Annotated in this window: 19 protein-coding genes and 2 pseudogenes; 14 read left to right on the forward strand and 7 right to left on the reverse strand. The window is 39.1% G+C overall.

The genetic code is table 11. The features are described from left to right. Positions 1-10 precede the first annotated feature (10 nt). Both JFU50_RS13545 and eutC read left to right on the forward strand, forming a co-directional pair. Positions 11-1,375, forward strand: coding sequence for an ethanolamine ammonia-lyase subunit EutB (locus JFU50_RS13545; protein WP_201222876.1), 1,365 nt, complete (start codon positions 11-13; stop codon positions 1,373-1,375). Between the two features lie 14 nt (positions 1,376-1,389). Next, positions 1,390-2,142, forward strand: a pseudogene (gene eutC, locus JFU50_RS13550) (ethanolamine ammonia-lyase subunit EutC); the annotation flags it as partial. A 30-nt stretch (positions 2,143-2,172) separates the two neighbouring features. On the opposite strand, the gene JFU50_RS13555 reads toward eutC, so the two are convergent. Further along, positions 2,173-2,898 (reverse strand): DUF4261 domain-containing protein, encoded by a 726-nt coding sequence (locus JFU50_RS13555; protein ID WP_201186934.1) that lies wholly within the window; start codon positions 2,896-2,898, stop codon positions 2,173-2,175. Positions 2,899-3,185: 287 nt separating this feature from the next. On the opposite strand from JFU50_RS13555, the gene JFU50_RS13560 reads away from it, so the two are divergent. Next, the gene (locus JFU50_RS13560) at positions 3,186-3,905 is read left to right on the forward strand and encodes a YebC/PmpR family DNA-binding transcriptional regulator (protein ID WP_201186933.1); all 720 of its coding nucleotides are present in this window, start codon (positions 3,186-3,188) and stop codon (positions 3,903-3,905) included. A gap of 278 nt (positions 3,906-4,183) precedes the next feature. On the opposite strand, the gene JFU50_RS13565 is transcribed toward JFU50_RS13560, so the two are convergent. Then, a complete protein-coding gene (locus JFU50_RS13565; protein WP_201222880.1) occupies positions 4,184-5,602 on the reverse strand; it encodes a polysaccharide deacetylase family protein in 1,419 nt (472 codons plus the stop codon). A gap of 185 nt (positions 5,603-5,787) precedes the next feature. On the opposite strand from JFU50_RS13565, the gene JFU50_RS13570 reads away from it, so the two are divergent. Both JFU50_RS13570 and JFU50_RS13575 read left to right on the forward strand, forming a co-directional pair. After that, the gene (locus JFU50_RS13570; RefSeq protein WP_057215326.1) at positions 5,788-6,303 is read left to right on the forward strand and encodes an RNA polymerase sigma factor; all 516 of its coding nucleotides are present in this window, start codon (positions 5,788-5,790) and stop codon (positions 6,301-6,303) included. After that, positions 6,288-7,157: a DUF3298 and DUF4163 domain-containing protein gene (locus JFU50_RS13575; RefSeq protein ID WP_201222881.1), complete on the forward strand. Its 870-nt coding sequence runs from the start codon at positions 6,288-6,290 to the stop codon at positions 7,155-7,157. The genes JFU50_RS13570 and JFU50_RS13575 overlap by 16 nt, the downstream gene beginning before the upstream one ends. A 99-nt stretch (positions 7,158-7,256) precedes the next feature. Here the strand turns inward: JFU50_RS13575 and JFU50_RS13580 are convergent, their stop codons facing one another. Beyond that, positions 7,257-7,481 carry a hypothetical protein gene (locus tag JFU50_RS13580; protein ID WP_201186929.1) on the reverse strand — a complete coding sequence of 75 codons (225 nt, stop codon included), beginning with the start codon at positions 7,479-7,481 and terminating at the stop codon, positions 7,257-7,259. A 359-nt stretch (positions 7,482-7,840) separates the two neighbouring features. On the opposite strand from JFU50_RS13580, the gene JFU50_RS13585 reads away from it, so the two are divergent. The 4 genes from JFU50_RS13585 to JFU50_RS13600 all read left to right on the forward strand — a co-directional run bounded on the left by JFU50_RS13585 (position 7,841) and on the right by JFU50_RS13600 (position 11,667). Beyond that, positions 7,841-9,334, forward strand: a complete 1,494-nt coding sequence (locus JFU50_RS13585) for a peptide MFS transporter (RefSeq protein ID WP_201186927.1) — start codon at positions 7,841-7,843, stop codon at positions 9,332-9,334. 681 nt (positions 9,335-10,015) lie between these two features. Continuing rightward, positions 10,016-10,477 carry a hypothetical protein gene (locus JFU50_RS13590; protein WP_201222882.1) on the forward strand — a complete coding sequence of 154 codons (462 nt, stop codon included), beginning with the start codon at positions 10,016-10,018 and terminating at the stop codon, positions 10,475-10,477. 72 nt (positions 10,478-10,549) lie between these two features. Then, positions 10,550-11,338, forward strand: a complete 789-nt coding sequence (locus JFU50_RS13595) for a TraX family protein (protein ID WP_242486939.1) — start codon at positions 10,550-10,552, stop codon at positions 11,336-11,338. A 167-nt stretch (positions 11,339-11,505) separates the two neighbouring features. Continuing rightward, the gene (locus JFU50_RS13600; protein ID WP_201186923.1) at positions 11,506-11,667 is read left to right on the forward strand and encodes a hypothetical protein; all 162 of its coding nucleotides are present in this window, start codon (positions 11,506-11,508) and stop codon (positions 11,665-11,667) included. A 66-nt stretch (positions 11,668-11,733) separates the two neighbouring features. Here JFU50_RS13600 and bioA read toward each other — a convergent pair whose 3' ends face one another. From bioA to JFU50_RS13615, 3 genes are read right to left on the reverse strand one after another with little or no spacing between them, the layout of a single operon-like run. After that, positions 11,734-13,116, reverse strand: a complete 1,383-nt coding sequence (gene bioA / locus JFU50_RS13605; RefSeq protein ID WP_201186921.1) for an adenosylmethionine--8-amino-7-oxononanoate transaminase — start codon at positions 13,114-13,116, stop codon at positions 11,734-11,736. Then, a complete protein-coding gene (bioD, locus tag JFU50_RS13610; RefSeq protein ID WP_201222883.1) occupies positions 13,109-13,819 on the reverse strand; it encodes a dethiobiotin synthase in 711 nt (236 codons plus the stop codon). Before bioD ends, bioA begins: the two co-directional genes overlap by 8 nt. Further along, the gene (locus JFU50_RS13615) at positions 13,798-14,382 is read right to left on the reverse strand and encodes a biotin transporter BioY (protein WP_201222884.1); all 585 of its coding nucleotides are present in this window, start codon (positions 14,380-14,382) and stop codon (positions 13,798-13,800) included. The genes bioD and JFU50_RS13615 overlap by 22 nt, the downstream gene beginning before the upstream one ends. Before the next feature lie 244 nt (positions 14,383-14,626). Here JFU50_RS13615 and JFU50_RS13620 point away from each other — a divergent pair, with 244 nt between their 5' ends. The 3 genes from JFU50_RS13620 to bioB all read left to right on the forward strand — a co-directional run bounded on the left by JFU50_RS13620 (position 14,627) and on the right by bioB (position 17,084). Further along, a complete protein-coding gene (locus JFU50_RS13620) occupies positions 14,627-14,818 on the forward strand; it encodes a hypothetical protein (RefSeq protein ID WP_201222885.1) in 192 nt (63 codons plus the stop codon). Beyond that, positions 14,815-15,978 (forward strand): 8-amino-7-oxononanoate synthase, encoded by a 1,164-nt coding sequence (gene bioF, locus JFU50_RS13625; protein WP_201186917.1) that lies wholly within the window; start codon positions 14,815-14,817, stop codon positions 15,976-15,978. Before JFU50_RS13620 ends, bioF begins: the two co-directional genes overlap by 4 nt. A 140-nt stretch (positions 15,979-16,118) precedes the next feature. After that, the gene (bioB, locus tag JFU50_RS13630; protein ID WP_218973287.1) at positions 16,119-17,084 is read left to right on the forward strand and encodes a biotin synthase BioB; all 966 of its coding nucleotides are present in this window, start codon (positions 16,119-16,121) and stop codon (positions 17,082-17,084) included. A 57-nt stretch (positions 17,085-17,141) separates the two neighbouring features. On the opposite strand, the gene JFU50_RS13635 is transcribed toward bioB, so the two are convergent. Beyond that, a complete protein-coding gene (locus JFU50_RS13635; RefSeq protein ID WP_201222886.1) occupies positions 17,142-18,068 on the reverse strand; it encodes a helix-turn-helix transcriptional regulator in 927 nt (308 codons plus the stop codon). 149 nt (positions 18,069-18,217) lie between these two features. On the opposite strand from JFU50_RS13635, the gene modA reads away from it, so the two are divergent. Both modA and JFU50_RS13645 read left to right on the forward strand, forming a co-directional pair. Beyond that, complete coding sequence (gene modA, locus JFU50_RS13640; RefSeq protein WP_201186913.1) at positions 18,218-19,021, forward strand: molybdate ABC transporter substrate-binding protein; 804 nt, start codon at positions 18,218-18,220, stop codon at positions 19,019-19,021. Between the two features lie 349 nt (positions 19,022-19,370). After that, positions 19,371-20,730: pseudogene (locus tag JFU50_RS13645) on the forward strand (IS1182 family transposase). Positions 20,731-20,818 lie beyond the last annotated feature (88 nt).

The raw sequence follows: 20,818 nt of genomic DNA on the forward strand, positions 1-20,818 counted from the left end.
GGAGGATATGATGAAATTATCTACACAATACTTTGGGGAAACCTATCAATTTACTTCACTTAAAGACGTCTTGGCCAAGGCAAACGAAGAGAAATCAGGGGATAGACTTGCAGGGATTGCAGCTGAATCGGTCCAGGAACGGATAGCTGCGAAATCGGTACTAAGCGAAGTGACTTTAGCAGACATTCGAAACTATCCATTACTCTCTCCGGATGAGGATGAGGTGTCCCGAATAATTGATGGACTCATCAATCGTAGCATCTATCAATCTGTGAAAAATTGGACGGTTGCCGAGCTGCGGGAATATATTTTAAGTGATGAGACGACTGGCGAAGAGTTAATGAGGATAAGTAGAGGACTAAATAGTGAAATGATTGCTGCTGCAACAAAGCTCATGTCGAATCTCGATCTCATCCATGCAGCCAATAAAATCGAAGTGCTTACCAAAAACAATAGTACGATCGGATACAAAGGAACACTTGCCTCCCGTCTTCAGCCTAACCATCCGACTGACAATGTGGAAGGGATGCTAGCTTCATTAAAGGAGGGGCTTTCCTATGGAATTGGGGATGCACTCATTGGAATCAACCCTGTCGATGATTCAGTGGAAAGTATCAAAAGGTTGTTAAATGCCACTCAGGACGTTATTCAAAAATGGAATATCCCAACCCAAAATTGCGTACTTGCTCATGTGACCACTCAAATTAAAGCCGTACAGCAGGGAGCACCCGCTGATATGATTTTTCAAAGTATAGCCGGAACGGAAGCGGCCAATCGTTCTTTTGGAATTAGCGTTGAATTGCTTGAAGAAGCCAATGAGGTAGCAAAGTCTTATGGAACCGGCACAGGTCCACAACATCTTTATTTTGAAACGGGGCAAGGTTCAGAATTATCAGCGGAAGCCCACTTTGGAATTGATCAAGTGACGCTTGAGGCCAGGAACTATGGCTTTGCACGCTATTTTGATCCGTACATCGTCAATACGGTCGTCGGATTCATCGGTCCAGAATATCTTTATAACAGTAAGCAGGTCATTCGCGCCGGATTAGAGGATCATTTTATGGGGAAAATGCATGGCCTGCCGATGGGAGTGGATATTTGCTATACGAATCATATGAAAGCGGATCAAAATGATATTGAGGACCTGGGTGTTCTTTTATCCGCGGCTGGTGTGAATTTTATCATTGCTACTCCAATGGGGGATGACTGTATGTTGAACTATCAGTCTTTGAGTTTCCACGATATTGCAACATTGAGGCAAACGATGAACAAGCGACCTGCACCTTTATTCGAATCTTGGCTAGAGAAGATGGGTATCATGGAAAACGGCAAGTTGACGAAACGCGCGGGTGATCCGACTATTTTTAAACGTTAGGAGTGGATGATATGGGAATAAACGAACCATTTAATAAGGAAGAATTGGAAGCCTTGATAACGAAAACTCCTGCTCGAATAGGGATAGGCAGAGCAGGGACACGTCCGAGGACAGATTCATGGCTGAAGTTTAGGTTTGACCACGCTGCGGCGGTTGATGCAGTATATGGTGACGTTAGTGAGGTTTTATTGAAACGGTTGGATCTGTTCAAAGTGAAAACGAGGGCGAGTGATAAGGAAGTCTATTTGCGTCGTCCGGATTATGGCCGAAAGCTTTCGGACGAAGCAAAGCAAATGATTGAAGCCAAGTGCATAAAGGGCCCTATGGTTCAAATCATCATTTCAGATGGCTTGAGCTCCAAGGCAGTGGAAGAAAATGTGGAAGACGTTTATCTATCTTTTAAACAATCTTTGCTAAGGGCAAACTTGGATGTCGGTACTCCCTTTTATATTGAAAAAGGCAGAGTTGCTGTGATGGATGATGTCGGTGAAATTCTTAGACCAAAGGTCATTGTCTTGTTGATCGGCGAACGACCGGGACTTGTCAGTGCTGAATCACTGAGCGCCTATTTTTGCTACGAACCTTGTTTGGGTACTATTGAAGCAGAGCGGATGGTTATCTCTAACATTCATAAAGGCGGCATTCCACCGGTCGAAGCGGGAGCACATCTCGGCACGGTCATTCAAAAAATCCTTAAATACCAAGCAAGCGGTATGTCACTCGTGAAGAAAGAAAATGAGGAAGAAAAGAGTACGGGATCAGCTTGAATAACAAAAATAGAGGAGCTTTTAGCTCCTCTATTTACTTGTCCCTAAATTCCATAATCCAAATGGGTTGTAGAAAGGATGGTCTTCTTCGTATCTAAAGTCTTGAAGACCCGTCAATATATAGGTGGGTGCATCTGGTTGTACACAAAAGGTTTCACCATTTGTAAAGATGGGTCTTTCTCCTGCATGATAATAATTAAATGTGTTAAGTAAATCAGCTGCCTCTTTTGGTCTCATCGTGTTAAGTGTCACGGCATCTGGTAGACCAAATGCTTTCATTCCAAATGAACAATAATAATCTTCCTCGCCAATAATCGTAACAAAATGGGCATAAACCGAGAGAATATCCGGGGTATGATGAAGTTGTTGCCAATCCTCTTTTGAATGTGCAATGCCTGTGGTTTCTATTTTTACAGCCATTCCACCAGCCTTCAGGATTGCTGCCCCAGCATCAATCAAATCTGTAATATTTCCAAAGTCAGATACATCAGCAATTATATATACCGTAAAAGTATGATTATTGATTTCCTCTAATAAACGCTCCGAAAAGGCCCCTTTACTGGCATAGGAAAAGGTCTCTTTTAAACTCGGTTCATAATCATAGACTTCCACTTGGAAAGTTATGTTTTTATCCTTGCTATGCAAAATATGACCGGCTAGCAGGTACCCTTCACTTTGAGAAGCCACAGCTTGAATCAATTCTGTTCGGTTCTTCCACTTTCCAGGTATCCCGATAATAATTTGAGTATCCGTCATGTAGCATCTCTCCTTTGTAATCATTTTATACTATACTACTCTTGGCGTTTTCCATAGTATTAAAAAAAACAAAGTGCCAAGTTGGGATCAATTTGTCCCTAGAGATGGTGTGCAGGACTTTTTCAAATTTATACAATTGATGTATAATATAATCTAGTAATCGTATAGCATATCTTCCGTGGAATTTATTTATGGATTTCCTTGTAGTTATATGAAAAAATGCTGTAGAGACAAGAATTATAGTAATCAATTTGTGTATATTCAATGATGAAAGAGAGTGGAATATAATGGGTCGTAAGTGGAACAATATCAAAGAAAAAAAAGCTTCAAAAGATGCAAATACAAGTCGTATTTATGCTAAGTTTGGACGTGAAATTTATGTAGTGGCCAAACAAGGTGAACCAGATCCAGAATCCAATCAGGCTTTGAGAGTTGTACTTGAACGTGCGAAAACATACAATGTGCCGAGAGCGATTATTGACCGTGCGATTGAAAAAGCAAAAGGCGGTTCTGAAGAAAGCTATGACGAACTTCGTTATGAAGGCTTCGGACCAAATGGATCAATGGTTATCGTAGATGCGCTGACAAACAACGTGAACCGGACGGCATCAGATGTGCGTGCTGCATTTGGTAAAAACGGAGGAAACATGGGAGTCAGTGGATCTGTAGCCTATATGTTTGATGCAACGGCAGTTATCGGTATTGAAGGTAAAACTGGAGACGATGTGCTTGAACTATTAATGGAAGCGGATGTTGACGTACGTGACATTATTGAAGAAGAAGAATCGGTTATCGTTTATGCTGAACCTGAACAATTCCATGCTGTACAAAAAGCATTCAAAGATGCGGGCATTACGGAATTTACAGTAGCAGAGCTAACGATGCTTGCACAAAATGACCTAACCCTTCCGGAAGATGCACAAGTACAATTCGAAAAAATGATCGATGCATTAGAAGATTTAGAAGATGTTCAACAGGTCTATCACAATGTGGATCTTGGGGAATAAAAAAGTTGAGCAGACCTTTGCTATGTAATCAAAGGCCTGCTTATTTTGCATTCATGGGGCACTGAGAGCCTGGTATGTAAATGACGGACGTTTCTTTTATGACTGAAAAATCATTGGCAGTTCCATTTTGAACCTCAGCTCCTACTAAAGAAGATATTAAAGGCTTTAATGAAGGTGCATAACAGGGTTGAAAATAAAAGGAGAGAAGGATAGATAAAAGCGAATTAATTTGGCTTTTATCTATCCTTCTCTTTTTCGTTTAATCTGCTAACAATCTATTATTCTTGTAAGTCGATACCGTAAAGTTCGCGGTCTTTTTTTACCTGCTCTAGTTCGGAAATGGTAACTAGTTGATATCCTTTGTCATGCAATTGTTTGATGATTTCCACTGCAGCCTGGGCGCTAGTTTGGTAAATATCATGCATAAGAATGACTTTACCGTCTTTGGCTTTGCTCATTACTTTGCCTACAATCTTCTTTTTACTGCGATTTTTCCAGTCTTCAGGGTCAACATCCCAAAGTGTGACCTTCATATCTTCCATATATTCCCGGACATTATCGTTAATCGCTCCATATGGGGGACGAATAAGGTCTGGCTCAGTTCCGGTAGCTTTTTCAATAGCGTCTTGAGTCTGCTCAATTTGACTTTTGATTTTTTTCTTGCTTAGACGTGTCAATTGCGGATGATCCCAGGAATGGTTGCCGATTTCATTTCCTTGTTCAGTCATCTTTTGCAGCACCTCTGGATAGTGTTGCACGCGGCTTCCAAGCACAAAAAAGGTAGCATGTGCATCATACTTGTTTAGGGCTTCCAGGATAGACATAGTATGACTTGGATGTGGCCCGTCATCGAACGTTAAGGCGATTACCTTTTGTGAAGGGTCAATCCATTCATTTTTCACTGGGAGCTTGGCGACGACATGTTTCGGTTGCCATTCCTTTACACGATCCTGATTTAAATCTTTACTTTGATATGAATCTAGCAAACTATTTTTGAAAAGTTCTTTATTAATAGCGATGGTATGAGTCTTAGATGAGTCTCCATCCTCATCAGTCTTTACATAGAATACAAGCGTATTTTTCAGCACTGAAAAAGAATCAAAGTTGGCTGCTTTTAGTTGGGTTTTCTTCTTAACAAGACTTTTCGAAATGCCTTCTTCTTTACTCTCGGTTAACTCTTCAAAAACAATGTCAGATAAAACGGATAAATAATCAGTATCCGGGGCAAAAATGTCTTCTATAGAGAGTTTTTTCTGAGATGGAATATCATAAGTGAAGATCCGGGATCCGGACTGCTTCTTTCCTCCTACTTGTTCATATTTATCGAAGGAAATGGTAATGGTTTGCTTGCTGAAATGGAGTATCGTATAAGTGAGGTTAAGCTCAGAAGACGCTTTACCGCCAATGGCTTTCCATTTCTTTTCGTAATCTTTTATTTCTTTTTTTATGTAAGCTTCTAGTTGCATGTCGATATTTTCTATATGAAGAACGGGCCTGCTTACTGAATACCCGCCTTTCGTATCATCTTTTACAAACGTTTGAATATCAGCTTCTGGGTAATTTTGATCATTTGAATAAGCCGAAACAGTTTTCTTCTTATCAAAAGCTAGGCTTTTTATAGCTAAACCCATTGCTCCCACTGCAGCTGTTAGACAAAATAGAAAAATAAAGACCTTTTTATAATTTAATTTCCTCATGATGCATTCCACCTCGATAATCATTCTACTATATAGACGCGCCAAAAGCCTTAAAAGTTTGTAAGAAATTTCATTTTTTTATATGAAAATCTTTCTTTAGCCATTTTCAAACTTTTAAAGCCCGTCGAGCGTCTATTCTTTGTACCTAGGATACGTAATTTAAATGTAAGGAGCTCTTTAAGGGAATGAAAAATCTAGATATAAATCAATTAATAGCGGCCCGGATAACCGAACGGCAAGAAAATTTGTACAGACTTGCTTTTTACTATGTGAAAAATAAAGAGGATGCGCTTGATATCGTGCAGGAATCAATTAGAAAAGCGCTAGCCTCGAGCAGCAAAATTAAAGATGCTGCTTCTATAGACAGCTGGTTATATAAGATCATAGTCAGAACGGCACTTGATGTTTTACGAAAGAATAAGAAACTGACAATTGCGGATGACGAAACAATAGAATACTTACGTAGTGGAGAGGAAGATCACTATCGGGACCTGGATTTGCAAAGGGCCATGGAGGGACTTTCGATCAAGTATAAAACGGTAGTCATTCTTCGTTTCTTTGAGGACTTGAAGTTGGAAGAAATAGCGGAAGTGCTGGAAGAGAACGTAAGCACAATTAAAACGAGATTATATAAAGCACTGCAACTATTGCGGATCAACATGACTGAACAGGAGGAAACGAAAAAATGGAAAAAAAATTAAAGGATCTGCGAGAAGAGTATCTTCAAACACCAATCCCAAAGGAATTAAACGATGTCGTTCAAGCGGCCTTGAATGAAAAACCCAGGAAAAAGCCGAGGGTTGCCAGAACCATATGGATTACAGCAGCAGCGGCCATGCTGATTGTGACAGCCTCAGTAAACATGAGCCCAGCAGTGGCAAAAGCAATGAGCGACATTCCGATAGTTGAAAAAGTCATCGAAGTGATTACATTCGTTGAATGGAATGAAGAAGAAAATAATTCCTCAGCAGTAATCAAAACACCAGCTATTACAGGACTGGAAAATAAACAGCTGGAAAATAGCTTAAATGATAAATACTTAGCGGAGAGCAAACAGCTCTATAAGGAATTCACGGACTCCATGTCTACTCTGAAGGAAGGAGAAAATGGAAATATCTCGGTGGAAAGTGGATATAAGATATTAACCGATAATGACACGATATTATCCGTCCAGCGTTATACAGACAAGATTCAAGCTTCCAGTTCTACAGAGAGCCAATTTGATACAGTTGACAAGAAAAACGAAGTGCTATTAACGTTAAATAGCTTGTTTAAAGATGACCGCTATCTTCAGGTAATAAACGAGAATATTATGGAACAGATGAAACAGCAAATGGCTGAGGACCCAAATAAAATATATTGGGTGGAAGACGATGAATTTGTTGAATTTAAAGGTATCGATGCAACCCAAAACTTTTATATCAACAAAGATGGCAAGCTTGTGATCGCTTTTAACAGCTATGAAGCAGCACCAGGATATATGGGTGCAGTTGAATTTACGATCCCGACCAAGGTTATATCAGATCTTCTAGTTGGGGATCAATATATTCATTAAGAACTTACTTATTTAAACTTATATGTATGAAGAGCGATTTGTTTTTAAAACAGAGAACTCAAAATACTCGTTAATTAAAGACGAACCAAAGTTACGCGATTACAGTAACTTTGGTTCGTCTTTTGATTCCCCAAATTTCATCTGATCCAGTTCAAGCCTCATTTTTTCCGTTTCAATAAGAAAATTTGCGTGTTTAAGTTTTTCGAGTTCTAATTCGTCTTTAATCATATTGTGTTTAGTTTTTGCTTGTTTTTCGAAATGGCTCGTTATGATTCCAATAATGGGAATGGAAAATATCATTATAACTGTTACTAGACCTATCATATTTGTGCCTCCTCGTTTTAAAAAGTATTTTTACTATATATATTATACGGTGTATTGAATGGTTTTGGTTGGATTTTTTTACAATACACTCTTTTTATTTGCTCTTATATTTTTCGAACCCTCTTTTTTTGCACAGTGTATCTGTTGCGATGCGGTCGGGAAAGTTAGGTATTATATCATTGGTGATTCATCTTTATAGGCAAAATTGAATAGTGGTTTGCCCTTTTGGAGATTGTAAGATCGGTTTTCAAGGTGAGAAGCACTATTTTATTTTGAAAACAATTATTTAAATATACTAAATATTTATTTACAATAGAGCAAATAAAAGTTATTATACAATAATAAAAGGAGGGCTAGGTATGGCAACGATAAATAAACAGAAAATTGTGGATAGTGTACCTCAAAAAGGTTTTTTTGGAAACCCCAAAGGACTATTCACCCTTTTCTTTACTGAGTTCTGGGAGCGTTTCTCCTATTATGGCATGAAGGCCATTCTTGTTTACTATATGTATTATGAGGTTTCTAAAGGGGGACTAGGTCTTGATGAACACACAGCCCTTGCCCTTGTATCCATCTACGGATCTTTAGTATATATGTCCGGTATAATTGGCGGATGGCTTGCCGATAGGATTTTCGGGACTTCAAAATCCGTATTTTACGGTGGTATCTTGATCATGCTCGGGCATATTGTCCTTGCTGTACCAGGCAGTCTCTCCATGTTCTTTGTTTCCATGGTACTCATTGTTCTGGGTACTGGTCTGTTAAAACCGAATGTTTCCAGCATTGTCGGGGAAATATACGCGGAAAATGACGATCGCCGGGATTCCGGTTTCAGTATATTCTATATGGGTATCAACATGGGTGCATTCCTTTCACCGTTTCTTGTCGGTACAGTCGGAATGAATTACAGCTTCCACCTTGGTTTTGGGCTGGCGGCAATTGGTATGTTACTTGGGCTTATCGTCTTTGTTGCAACAAAGAAAAAGAACCTGGGCCTAGCTGGAACTCTTCCTGCTAACCCATTATCGCAAAATGAAAAGAAAACCGTATTCACTAAATTGGGAATAGCTGCATTGATTGTAGCTGCCATCATCGGCATCACTGCCACTAAAGGTATCTTAACGATTAAAACCTTTATTAATCTTGTAGGTATCCTAGGGATCCTTATCCCGACCCTTTATTTCATTTTCATGTATCGCAGCCCTAAAACAACTTCTGTTGAACGTTCACGATTGATAGCCTATATTCCTTTGTTTATAGCAGCTGTCATGTTCTGGGCAATTCAAGAGCAAGGTGCAACTATATTAGCAAATTATGCAGACAAACGGACACAGTTGAATTTTGCTGGAATAGAAATAAACCCGGCATGGTTCCAATCATTGAACCCTTTGTTCATCATTACCCTTGCACCAGTATTCGCATGGTTATGGATTAAACTAGGAAAGCGTCAGCCGACCGTACCTCAAAAATTCTCATTAGGTTTGCTATTCGCCGGTTTATCATTCTTGGTGATCCTGCTTCCTGTTTATTTCGGTGGATCAGACTCATTAGTAAATCCATTATGGCTTGTACTTAGTTATTTCCTTGTAGTGCTTGGAGAACTTTGTTTATCCCCTGTTGGACTTTCAGCAACTACAAAATTGGCTCCGGCTGCATTCTCGGCACAAACGATGAGCCTGTGGTTCCTGGCAAGTGCAGCAGCACAAGCACTAAACGCGCAAATCGTTAGATTCTACACTCCTCAAACCGAAATGGCTTATTTTGGAGTGATCGGCGTTGCTTCAATGATCCTTGGACTGGCTCTGATGGCCTTATCACCAAAGATTCAAGGTTACATGAAAGGCATTCGCTAACACTTAGCCAGCAGTAAGGAAAAAAGGAATAGACTATAAAATGAAGATGACCTCTGAATTAAAGGGGTCATCTTTTTTATTACAATGATTATCATGTTTTGTGCATCCGCCGGAAATCCCTATGTTTGAGTAGAGTGACATCATTCAACAATTGTCGAAAAAAAGGGCATCCAATGTAACCCTTTGCAGAATCCGGAAGTTAGTCTAGAATGTTTTCACATCAGGCTAATTCTTTTATGGAGTCAACGGGCCATTACCATACGCCAGTTGTTCAGCGTTTTGAGAGGTCCTGCTAACAAAACGCGGAAAATATACGCTAAGGAAGGATTAGCTTTTATTTGTATTGGATAAGCGGACGCGGCGATTATCCTATATTCTTCATATCAAAGGTGTATTCACCAAGAAAATTGATATGTTCCCATCTTAATGACGAAATATGTTTTAGTAAAACTTCTCACGATTTCCCTTTTTCCTTCAACAAATTTGTTAGATTTTCCAACCCAATGTCAAAAACTATTACCCTAAATCTCTTCCATTACGGATAGAAGTGTTTGAATTGCCCATATGAAAAGTAAAATTAAAAAATGAAAATAAATTGTAATATATTAAAAAATTTGAAATAACTAGTAAAATAGATTAATATAGGTTTCGTTGTCAAAATAAAGAAATGGTGTTTTGAAAATGAAGAAAATTTCAAAACTAGGTTTCTTATCAATTATGTTAGTAGTTTTAATGTTTAGTAGTACTGTTGCGTTTGCGGAAGAAGGAGAAAGTATTGGTGTAACAACTGAATCACCTGTTACTGAAAGCGGGGGAATTACTGTTTTTGGAACTGGTACTCCAACTACCTCTCATAATTTAGTAAGTAGCGGAAGAATGACATTTTCTGGTTCTGCTCAAGGATCAAATTTATTCACAAATAAGTATTTTAAAGGGAAATCTCAAGTTAAGGTTTATGTAAAGAATAACCATTCTACGAAATTAACCTTAAAAATATATAAAAGCACAAGTATTATTTCTGTATATTCTGAAACTTTAGATTCAGGACATACATTAACTGCATTTCCATCTGGTTTAGATAAAAATGGACTATACTACATTAAATTTGCAGCTCCAAGTAATTTTAGCGGATATGTAGAATAAATACATATTATAAAACCTGAAAGACTAGAAGTGTCTTTTGTTGATGCTTTTAGTCTTTTTACATGAAACAAAATGGGGAATATTCAAATGACTTCTACACTACTTAAACTAATTGCATTAGTTTCTATGTTTATTGATCATACCGGGCAATTCATCCCTGATACTCCAGAATATTTTAGATGGATTGGCAGGTTGGCTATCCCAATTTTCATATATTGTGTTGTTTTAGGATACAAACATACATCTAACAGAAAGAAATACATGTTACGTTTGTATTTTTCAGGAGTTGCTATGGCCTTTATTAATTTAGGAATTAACATTGCCTATAGCCAAACAGGGGTCATTATCACAAACAATTTCTTTGCAACTTTATTTGTAATTGTTCTAGTAATTTATTTATTGGATAAAAGGCAGGTAAAACTATATGCGTACTTTATTTTATGGCAACTGATTAGTACTATCTTATGTGTACTTTTTTCAGAGATTATAGTGATTAATTTTCAGGCAGACCATTTATTTTATGGAGCAATATTAGGAAATATATTCTTTGTTGAGGGTGGTATTTTCTTTGTATTACTGGGTATTCTACTTTATTTAAGTAGAAGTAAAGTAGGAATTACTATTGTATATATCATTTTTCACTTGATTATCTTTACAGCTTACGCTAAATGGGGAGTTGTCAAGGACGGTATTATAAATCATTTATTTCCGTTTAGTGATTACCAATGGATGATGATTTCTGCACTGCCACTATTATTACTCTACAATGGGAAAAAAGGTACTGGATTAAAATATTTCTTTTATTTCTTCTATCCTATTCATATTATAATTCTTTTTTTGATCGGGATAAATCTCCGTTAAAAAGTTTTGGAGTCGTAGGCCCCCTTATCCAATACAAATAAAAGCCAATCCTTCCTTAGCTTAGGAAACTTGGCTTTTTCGTGTCGAAATGTGCTTAGCGTATCAGGTGAAAAAATCATTTTGCAAAAACGTGAAGTATGTATGGAATTTGCCAGAGGAGGTACAGGATGAAAATCCGGCCAATCATATTCTTCATTTTATTAAGTGCAGCCGTGCAGATAATTGGTTTAACAGTTGATTTCCCATGGAAGGGAATCGCACTGTGGACATTATCTGTGATCTTTCTTTTAATGGCAGCGTATTTCACGAAGTCCCCTGCGAAGAACTGAAAATTGAATCGAGAAGGAACCGGAATGAGATATGGTCTTATTCCGGTTCTTTTTGAAAAATTTATATCAGTTTGCTGCTTGAGTCAATCCTTTATGAATGGAGACTTCCTGAATGGCACGGTAGACAGTTTCGACCATAATATTCAGTTCTGTTTCTGACATGGAAAGAATGGGCATCATCGTGATGACGGGGCCAAGTTCCCGTATAATCAGACCATTCTCCCGAGCGTTTTGAATGATGCTTGAAACGATATTTTCTTGGATTGTGAACGGTTCTTTTGTTTGGCGATCTTTAACGATTTCTATTCCAATCATGAGACCGCGCTGGCGGACATCACCGACAATCGGAAGTTCATATAGTGTTTGCAGTTTTTCAGATAGCTGCTTGGCTTTTTTCTGGATGTCTTTGACGAGATCTCGTCTTTCTATTAGTTCGATATTCTTCAGTGCCAGGGCACAGGCTAGTTGATTCCCTGTATAGGTGTGGCCGTGATAGAAGGTTTTATGTTCTTCGGGTTCTCCTAAAAAAGAATTAAAGATTTGTTCGGTCATGATAGTGGCCGCCAGAGGCATATAGCCGCCAGTAATTCCTTTACCGATACACATAATATCAGGGACGACATCTTCTTGTTCACAGGCAAATAATGTACCGGTGCGACCAAATCCTACCGCTACTTCGTCACAAATCAATAATATATTGTACTTCTTGCACAATTGTTCGACTGCTTTTAAAAAGCCAGGAGGGTGGGTAATGATACCTGCTGCTCCTTGAACAAGCGGTTCGATAATCAATCCTGCAATTTCCTCTGCTTGGTCTTGAAGCAACTTTTCCAGCTCATCAATACAATAGTTTTTCACTGCTTCTTGATCCCCGTATTCAGTCATGCGATATGTATAAGGAGAAGGAGTTGGAATCCGTTCAAATAGTAGTGGTTTAAAGATTCTATGGAATAAATCCATTCCGCCGACACTCACTGCTCCAACTGTATCACCGTGGTACGCCTCGTTCAGGGAGACAAATTTATTTTTATGTTGATACTTTACAGGATCGATATTTTTCCAATATTGATAAGCGACTTTAAGGGAGATTTCTACAGCAGCTGATCCTGTGTCCGAGTAAAAGACTTTCGATAAATGACCAGGAGTAATCTCTGCTAATTTCTTAGCCAGTAATATGGATGGTACATTTGCAGATCCTAGTAGTGTAGAGTGTGCGACTTTTTCAACTTGTTCAATGAGAGCGTTGTTTAGCTCTGGTTCATTATGGCCATGTACGTTGACCCATAATGAAGCATAACCGTCCAAGTACCGATTGCCTTCTACGTCAAAAAGGTAGCTCCCTTCCCCGCGTTCAATGATTAGCGGTTTACTTTCTCGATACGTTTTCATTTGTGTAAACGGATGCCATACATATTCCTTATCCCATTTTTCTAAGTCATGACTATTCATTCTTGAACACCTCTTTTAGTTGTTGGGTAAATTCATGATTACTAAGTAAATCAAGTATGTAGACTCTCAGATCTTTTCTTACGTCGACAAATGTTGGTATGCAGGCGAGGTCAGCGAGTCCTGTGAGTTTTTCAACGGTTAGGATATTGTCACGATGAATTTCATCGTCGGGCCGATAATGGTTATATAAAATAGTTTTAACGCTAATATCATGCAATTTGGCATACGAATGCGTAGTTATGACATTATGAATCGATCCTAAACCGCTTGTAGAAACGAAAATGACTGGCATGTTGCAATCTCTAATTAAATCGGTTGTCATATAGAAACTGTCCGCTCGTTCAATGAGTGGTACGGCCAATCCCCCAGCGCCCTCGACTAACACGACGTCATACATTTGTTCGAGTTCGTGAACTCGTTCCACGACCTTTTGCTCGTCGATTTGTTGCCCTGTTAACTTTATAGCTAAGTGTGGAGATGTTTCTGGTTCAAGCATGTAAAACCCAGGTGCCTTTACACCAAGTTCCTGCTCAAACCAAGAGATGTCGGGGTATGTATTCGTTTCGTGAATCAATCCTGTTTGAAATGGCTTAAATATTGTGACGCTTTTTCCCATTGTTTGAAGAGACATATAGAGTAAACTCGTGGCGACGGTTTTTCCGATATCCGTGCCAGTTCCGGTTATAAAGTAGGCTTGGCCCATGGGTGTTTCAGCTCCTTCATTTTTGTAAATCGTGCAATACGCGGCCTTACTTGCTGAATGATGATGGCACATAGAACACACAGCAACAAATCACCGGGTGCAGGTAGTAAGAAGCCGTAAAAAATTGTCTGGTAGATTGAAAGAGGCGTTTCTACAACCCACTTCATCGCTCCATAAAGCCATATACAGCCAAATAAATAAACAGTCAGCAATGATGCTAGGTTAGCGAAGAAAATGGAACGAATCGTGGAGAGATTAAGCCTGTTAATCAACCATCCATTCACATAGGCCCCGAGTATATAACCAAGCAAATAGCCGAAAGTGGGCTTAAATATATAGCCAAAACCTCCGCCCTCGGCAAACACTGGCACTCCTATAAGACCGATTAAGACGTAGCATAATTGACTAAGTAACCCGAGACGTGGTCCTAGCAGCGCCCCTGCCAAATAGACTGCTAGAATTTGCAGCGTGAAAGGTATGTAGGGAATAGGGATCTTTATAAAGGCGCCAATGGCAGTTAACGCAGTAAATAGGGCCACGTAAGAAATCGTTTTTGCTTTCAAGTTTTCAACCTCCTTTTTTGAAATTGGTAGGTAAAATGCCCACTATTAGTGTGCATGATTTATATTTTATATGTCAACCATTTATTATTTTAGTTAACATATAAAACGCTATTAAAAATGACAGACTTAGAAAAATATTGAAAATTAGTAATTGAACAATATTTTGTTTGTGTGTTATTATTCATTTTATATGTTAACCATTTTTAAAATATAGTTAACATATAAAAGCTTGGAGGGAACAAATATGACAGGAGAAATGTTAATACAGCATGAACTTTCCAGAGAAACAGCGGTATTTATGGCGCCCTTTTTTTCTGATGAAACAATTCTTCGAAGAAAATCCAGTCATCAGCGAGAATGGCAAGAAGCTCCACTCATAGGTAACGAATATTGGAATCTTGTATATCAATCGGTTTATGAGGTTAAGGAAAGATGATTTGGGAGAAGGAACTAGAAAAGATTAAAGAAGGAGGACTTTACAGGCAACTACAAACCGTTGAAGCAATGAGCGATCAAGGATATGCCATGGTGAACGGGCACAAAATGATGATGTTTGCCTCCAATAATTACTTAGGGCTTGCCAATGATCAGCGCTTAATCGAGGCTTCTGTTCAAGCGACCCAAAGATTTGGTACGGGTTCTACTGGTTCACGATTAACAACTGGCAATACAATTGTCCATGAAAAACTAGAAAAAAGACTAGCTGAGTTTAAGCAAACGGATTCAGCGATTGTGTTAAACACAGGGTATATGGCTAACATAGCAGCGTTAACGACCCTTGTTGGTAAGGACGATCTCATTTTATCCGATGAGATGAATCATGCCAGTATTATTGATGGCTGCCGTTTATCACGTGCGGAAACTATGATTTATCGTCATGCTGATTTACTTGACTTGGAAATGAAACTCCAGATTAATACCCGCTACAGGAAAAGAATAATTGTAACGGATGGCGTCTTTTCGATGGATGGTGATATTGCGCCATTGCCAGGCATTGTCGAACTTGCCAAGCGTTATGATGCACTTGTTATGGTGGATGACGCACATGCGACGGGGGTTTTAGGCAAAGACGGAAGGGGAACTTCTGAACATTTTGGACTGAAGGGGAAGATAGATATCGAGATGGGGACACTCTCCAAAGCTGTTGGTACAGAAGGAGGGTATATCGCTGGAAGCAGGTCTTTAGTTGACTATGTCTTAAATCGAGCCAGACCGTTTGTCTTCTCTACCGCCTTATCAGCAGGAGTAGTAGCAAGTGCACTTACAGCAGTCGATATCATTCAATCAGAACCTGAACGCAGAGTACGCATTCGAGCCATGAGCCAGCGTCTTTATAATGAATTAACCTCCCTTGGCTACACAGTGTCGGGGGGAGAAACTCCGATTCTTGCCATTATTTGCGGAGAACCGGAACAGGCCATGTTCCTTTCGAAAGAATTACATAAGCACGGAATTTATGCACCAGCTATCCGTCCGCCAACGGTACCATCTGGAACTTCGCGCATTCGATTTACGTTAATGGCGACACATCAAGAAGAACAAATGAATCATGTTATCGACGTGTTCAGAACAATCCGTACCAATAGATACAAATAGGTTGTTTGATTTTCAAGGAAGTTTATCGCGGCGAGGACGTTAAATAAAGACATAAGCTAGATTCATAGGATGAATGGGATGTACAACATATAAGAAAAGAGGGATTAGGTTTGGAAACATTGGTGAAAAAGGACTGGAAGATGCTAGCGGAGAACGTAATCAAAGGATATAAAGTAACAGCAGAAGAAGCACTTGCTATTGTACAAGCACCTGACAACGAGGTTTTAGAGATTTTGAATGCAGCTTTCCTTATTCGTCAGCACTATTATGGAAAAAAGGTTAAGTTGAATATGATCATTAATACGAAGTCAGGTCTATGTCCTGAAGATTGTGGCTATTGTTCGCAGTCAATCGTGTCGGAAGCTCCTATCGATAAATATGCTTGGCTGACCAAAGAGAAGATTGTTGAAGGTGCTCAAGAATCAATTCGTCGCAAAGCTGGCACGTATTGTATCGTTGCTTCTGGCCGTCGTCCGACCAATAGGGAAATTGATCATGTCATTGAAGCCGTGAAAGAAATTCGCGAGACAACGGATCTTAAAATCTGCTGCTGTCTAGGTTTCTTAAATGAAACGCATGCCAGTAAGTTAGCCGAAGCTGGGGTTCATCGCTACAATCACAACTTGAATACATCTCAAGATAATTATAAGAATATTACATCCACACATACCTATGAGGACCGTGTAGATACAGTCGAAGCTGTAAAAGAGGCCGGAATGTCTCCATGCTCGGGTGCCATTTTTGGTATGAATGAGTCTAATGAAGAAGCAGTAGAGATTGCCCTATCCCTACGCAGTCTTGACGCGGATTCTATTCCTTGTAATTTCCTCAATGCGATTGACGGTACACCACTTGAGGGAACTTCCGAGTTGACTCCAACTAAATGTTTGAAATTAATTTCGATGATGAGATTTGTTAATCCAAGTAAGGAAATCCGTCTAGCTGGAGGTCGCGAGGTGAACCTCCGTTCCATGCAACCCATGGCACTTTATGCAGCCAATTCTATCTTCGTCGGCGATTATCTAACAACAGCTGGACAAGAACCTACGGCGGATTGGGGCATTATCGAAGACCTTGGTTTTGAAATTGAAGAATGCGCTCTTTAACATAGTAAAAAAACTGCATATTAAACAGGAAGGCTGCTGAATCAGTAGCCTTCCTGTTTAATATGTCTCGTAAATGATAGAGCCTGTCTGGGAAATATCATAATCACCTAAAGCTTTGATTTCAGCTTGAAATGAATTTGATGATAAAATTCGCTTAACAACGTTTATAAGCTGTTCGTTTTTCGGAGATTTTAAAATAACAAGGTCATAACGCTCTGTAATTAATGGAACAAAGTCGATTCCAACGATTTTTGCAGCTTTTTCAATTCCCACACCTACATCCGCTATCCCAGCAGAAACAGCTGATGCCACACTTAAGTGATTGGTCTCTTCGTTATCATATCCCTTAAGATTTTTTGAAGGGATTTTGTGAATCCTTAGCTGCTCATCAAGAAGAATTCGAGCTCCTGATCCTCTTTCTCGATTGATGATGGACAAGTCTTTTTGTTTTAAATCAGTCCAATTTGTGAGGTCTAAAGGATTTCCTTTTTTAACATATAAACCTGCTTTCCTTGAAACCAGATTAAGTAAAATATAAGGATAGCCTACCAAAATCTTTTTTATATAAGGAAGATTATATTCCCCAGTATCTCCATCATACATATGTAAACTAACGATGTCGGAATCCCCATTGTACATGGATATAAGCCCGCTTAGACTTCCTTTGTTAGAGCGTAATGTTTTATAGCTGGAGTCCTTCTCAATGTGCTGCCCTAGTATATCTAACACCATATCTTGCCCGCTAATGACAAGGTTAAGAGAATCCTTCACATCGTTTCTATGGGGTTCGGCAACAGGAACTGGGGATGTACTGGACTTATTGTTATTAATATACATCTCCAAGTCTTTTGCATCCATTCTCATCTGCCTTCCCACACGGAATACAGGCAGTTCCCCTTTTTTAACAAGATCATAAATTGTCAATTTAGATACCTTTAAAAGCTGTGACACTTCCTCGATCGTATAGGAAAGCTCTTTTGACATGTGCATCCCTCCATTCTTTATTGTAGCTTAGAGTCCTTTGAAAAGTAAATTCACAGTAAAAAAAGGCATTGATTAAAACCTTTTATCTGTTTTATACTAGTTATAATTAGATATAACTAGTTATAACTAGTCAGAAAGGGAGAGAGACTTTGAAAAAAATATATCTTATGATTTTCTCGATTATGCTACTTGTGATAGTTGGCACAGGGTGTTCAAGTGATAAAGAAAAAGGCACAGAAAAGCAGACGCAACAAGCTGACGAGAAAGTAGAATTGACGATGTCAGCAGCCGTGAGTTTACAAGCTGCCTTAAATGACATTAAAACTGCTTTTGAAAAAGAAAATCCAAATGTGACAGTAAACTATAACTTAGGAGCTTCTGGAGCTCTTCAACAACAAATTTCACAAGGAGCACCTGTGGATCTGTTTTTCTCTGCTGCAGAAGATAAATTTGATAAATTAGTAGCTGAAGACCTAATTGAAGAGAAAAATGGAATCGACTTAGTAGGAAATGAACTTGTGCTGGTGGTTCCAAAGGAATCGGATAAAGAAATCAAGAGAATAGATGACATCACAAAGGCTACCAAAATTTCCATCGGTACCCCTGAGTCAGTGCCGGCAGGGCAATATGCGAAACAAACATTAGAAAACCTAAATCTTTGGAAAGAGATTGAAGGTAAATTGGTATATGCCAAGGACGTTAGCCAAGTGCTTACATACGTAGAAACAGGAAATGTAGACGCAGGACTAGTTTATAAAACAGATGCCTTAAACTCAGAAAAAGTTGATATCGTCGCAACAGCTAAGGAAGATTTACACGACCCGATTATTTATCCAGTAGGCATGATTAAGGATAGTTCTCATCCAAAAGAAGCGCAGCTATTTTACGACTATCTTCAAAGCGAAGATTCTATCAAGGTTTTTGAAAAATATGGATTTGAAGATTTGAATTAATGCCGCAGTTTTGTAAAATAAAGATAAATTTCATTCTATAACAAAGGCCACCAATTTGGTGGCCTCAGACTGTAGACAAACTCGATGAAAATCGAGTTTGTCTACAGTTTTTTTGAGGGGTTGTAAAAATTCGACGTTGATTTCCACTCCAGGCACTCGCTTTCCGCGGGCGGTCAGGGAGCCTCCTCGGCGCCTTTGCGCCTGTGGGGTCTCCCTTGGACACGCATTTCCCGCAGGAGTCTCGCACCTTCCGTTCCAATCAACTTTGTTTTAACAATTAGATATAACCACTTTTGCCTACAGTCCTTTTTGTTTTAATATAGAAGTATTAAAACTTGAGGTGATGACGATGCTTTCGAAACATAATTCTATTCAGCGAGATCAACTTGAAATGATTACTTTGGATCAACTGGTGCCAGCGAACCATTTGGTTCGTAAAATTGAGGGAGCCATTGACTTCACTTTCATTTATGACTTGGTGAAAGATATGTATTCAGAGATAGGGCGCCCAAGTATTGATCCAGTTATTTTAGTTAAATTGACATTCATTCAATATACCTTCGGTATTCGTTCGATGCGTAAAACGATTGAAGAAGTTGAAACGAATATGGCTTACCGTTGGTTTTTAGGTTACGGTTTCCATGATAAAGTACCTCACTTCTCAACGTTCGGGAAAAATTATGAGCGTCGCTTTAAAGATACAGACCTGTTTGAACGGATTTTTTATCGTATCTTAATGACAGCTTCAGAAAGAAAGTTAATAAGTGCAGAGCACGTATTCGTTGATTCAACACATGTGAAAGCCAGTGCGAATAAGCGAAAATTCGAAAAGAAAATCGTTCGTAAGGAAACACGAGCATATCAAGGACGCCTTCAAGAAGAAATAAATCAAGATCGTGAAAACAATGGAAAGAAGCCTTTTCCACCGGATAAATTTGATAAAGAAGAAACCAAAGAAATTAAAGAAAGTACAACTGACCCTGAGAGTGGCTACTATGTAAAAGATGAACGAACAAAACAGTTTGCCTATTCATTTCATGCGGCTGCGGACCGCAACGGTTTTGTGCTGGGGACGATTGTAACACCGGGAAATACGCATGATAGTCATATCTTAGAGCCTCTTGTTGAACAAGTGATTGAGAAAGTTGGAAAACCTGAAGCTGTTGCCGCAGATGCAGACTTACAAAACACCAGCCATTACAAGCTACCTTTTTGGGAAAGAAATCACACCAGCTTTACCCTATACACGTCCACGAACAAAAGAAGGGTTCTTTCGCAAGCATGACTATGTTTACGATGAACATTTTGATTGTTATCTCTGCCCATCGGGCGAGATTTTAAAGTACTCAACAACAAATAAAGAGGGCTATCGCGAGTACAAATCACCCAAACACACTTGTGCGACATGCTCATTTTTATCACAGTGTACAGTAAGCAAAGACCATCAAAAAGTGGTGACACGCCATATCTGGCAAAATTATATGGAAGAAGCAGATCATCTGCGTCATCACAAGGATGTAAAACCTATATATGCGAAACGTAAAGAAACAATAGAGCGTGTATTCGCAGATGCAAAAGAAAAGCATGGTATGCGTTGGACTACTTTAAGGGGACTTAAAAAATTGTCGATGCAGGCGATGCTTACTTTCGCTGCCATGAATTTAAAGAAGATAGCCAATTGGACATGGCAAGGTCCAAGAATGGCTTAATAAAGTGGGCTCGTAGAGGCCCAATCTCTTAATCATGAGCAAAATTCAAAGGGAATTTCAAAAGGGGTCCGGAATTAAAACATTCCGA

Source organism: Peribacillus sp. TH14, assembly GCF_016651145.1.
Taxonomy (GTDB): domain Bacteria; phylum Bacillota; class Bacilli; order Bacillales; family DSM-1321; genus Peribacillus; species Peribacillus butanolivorans.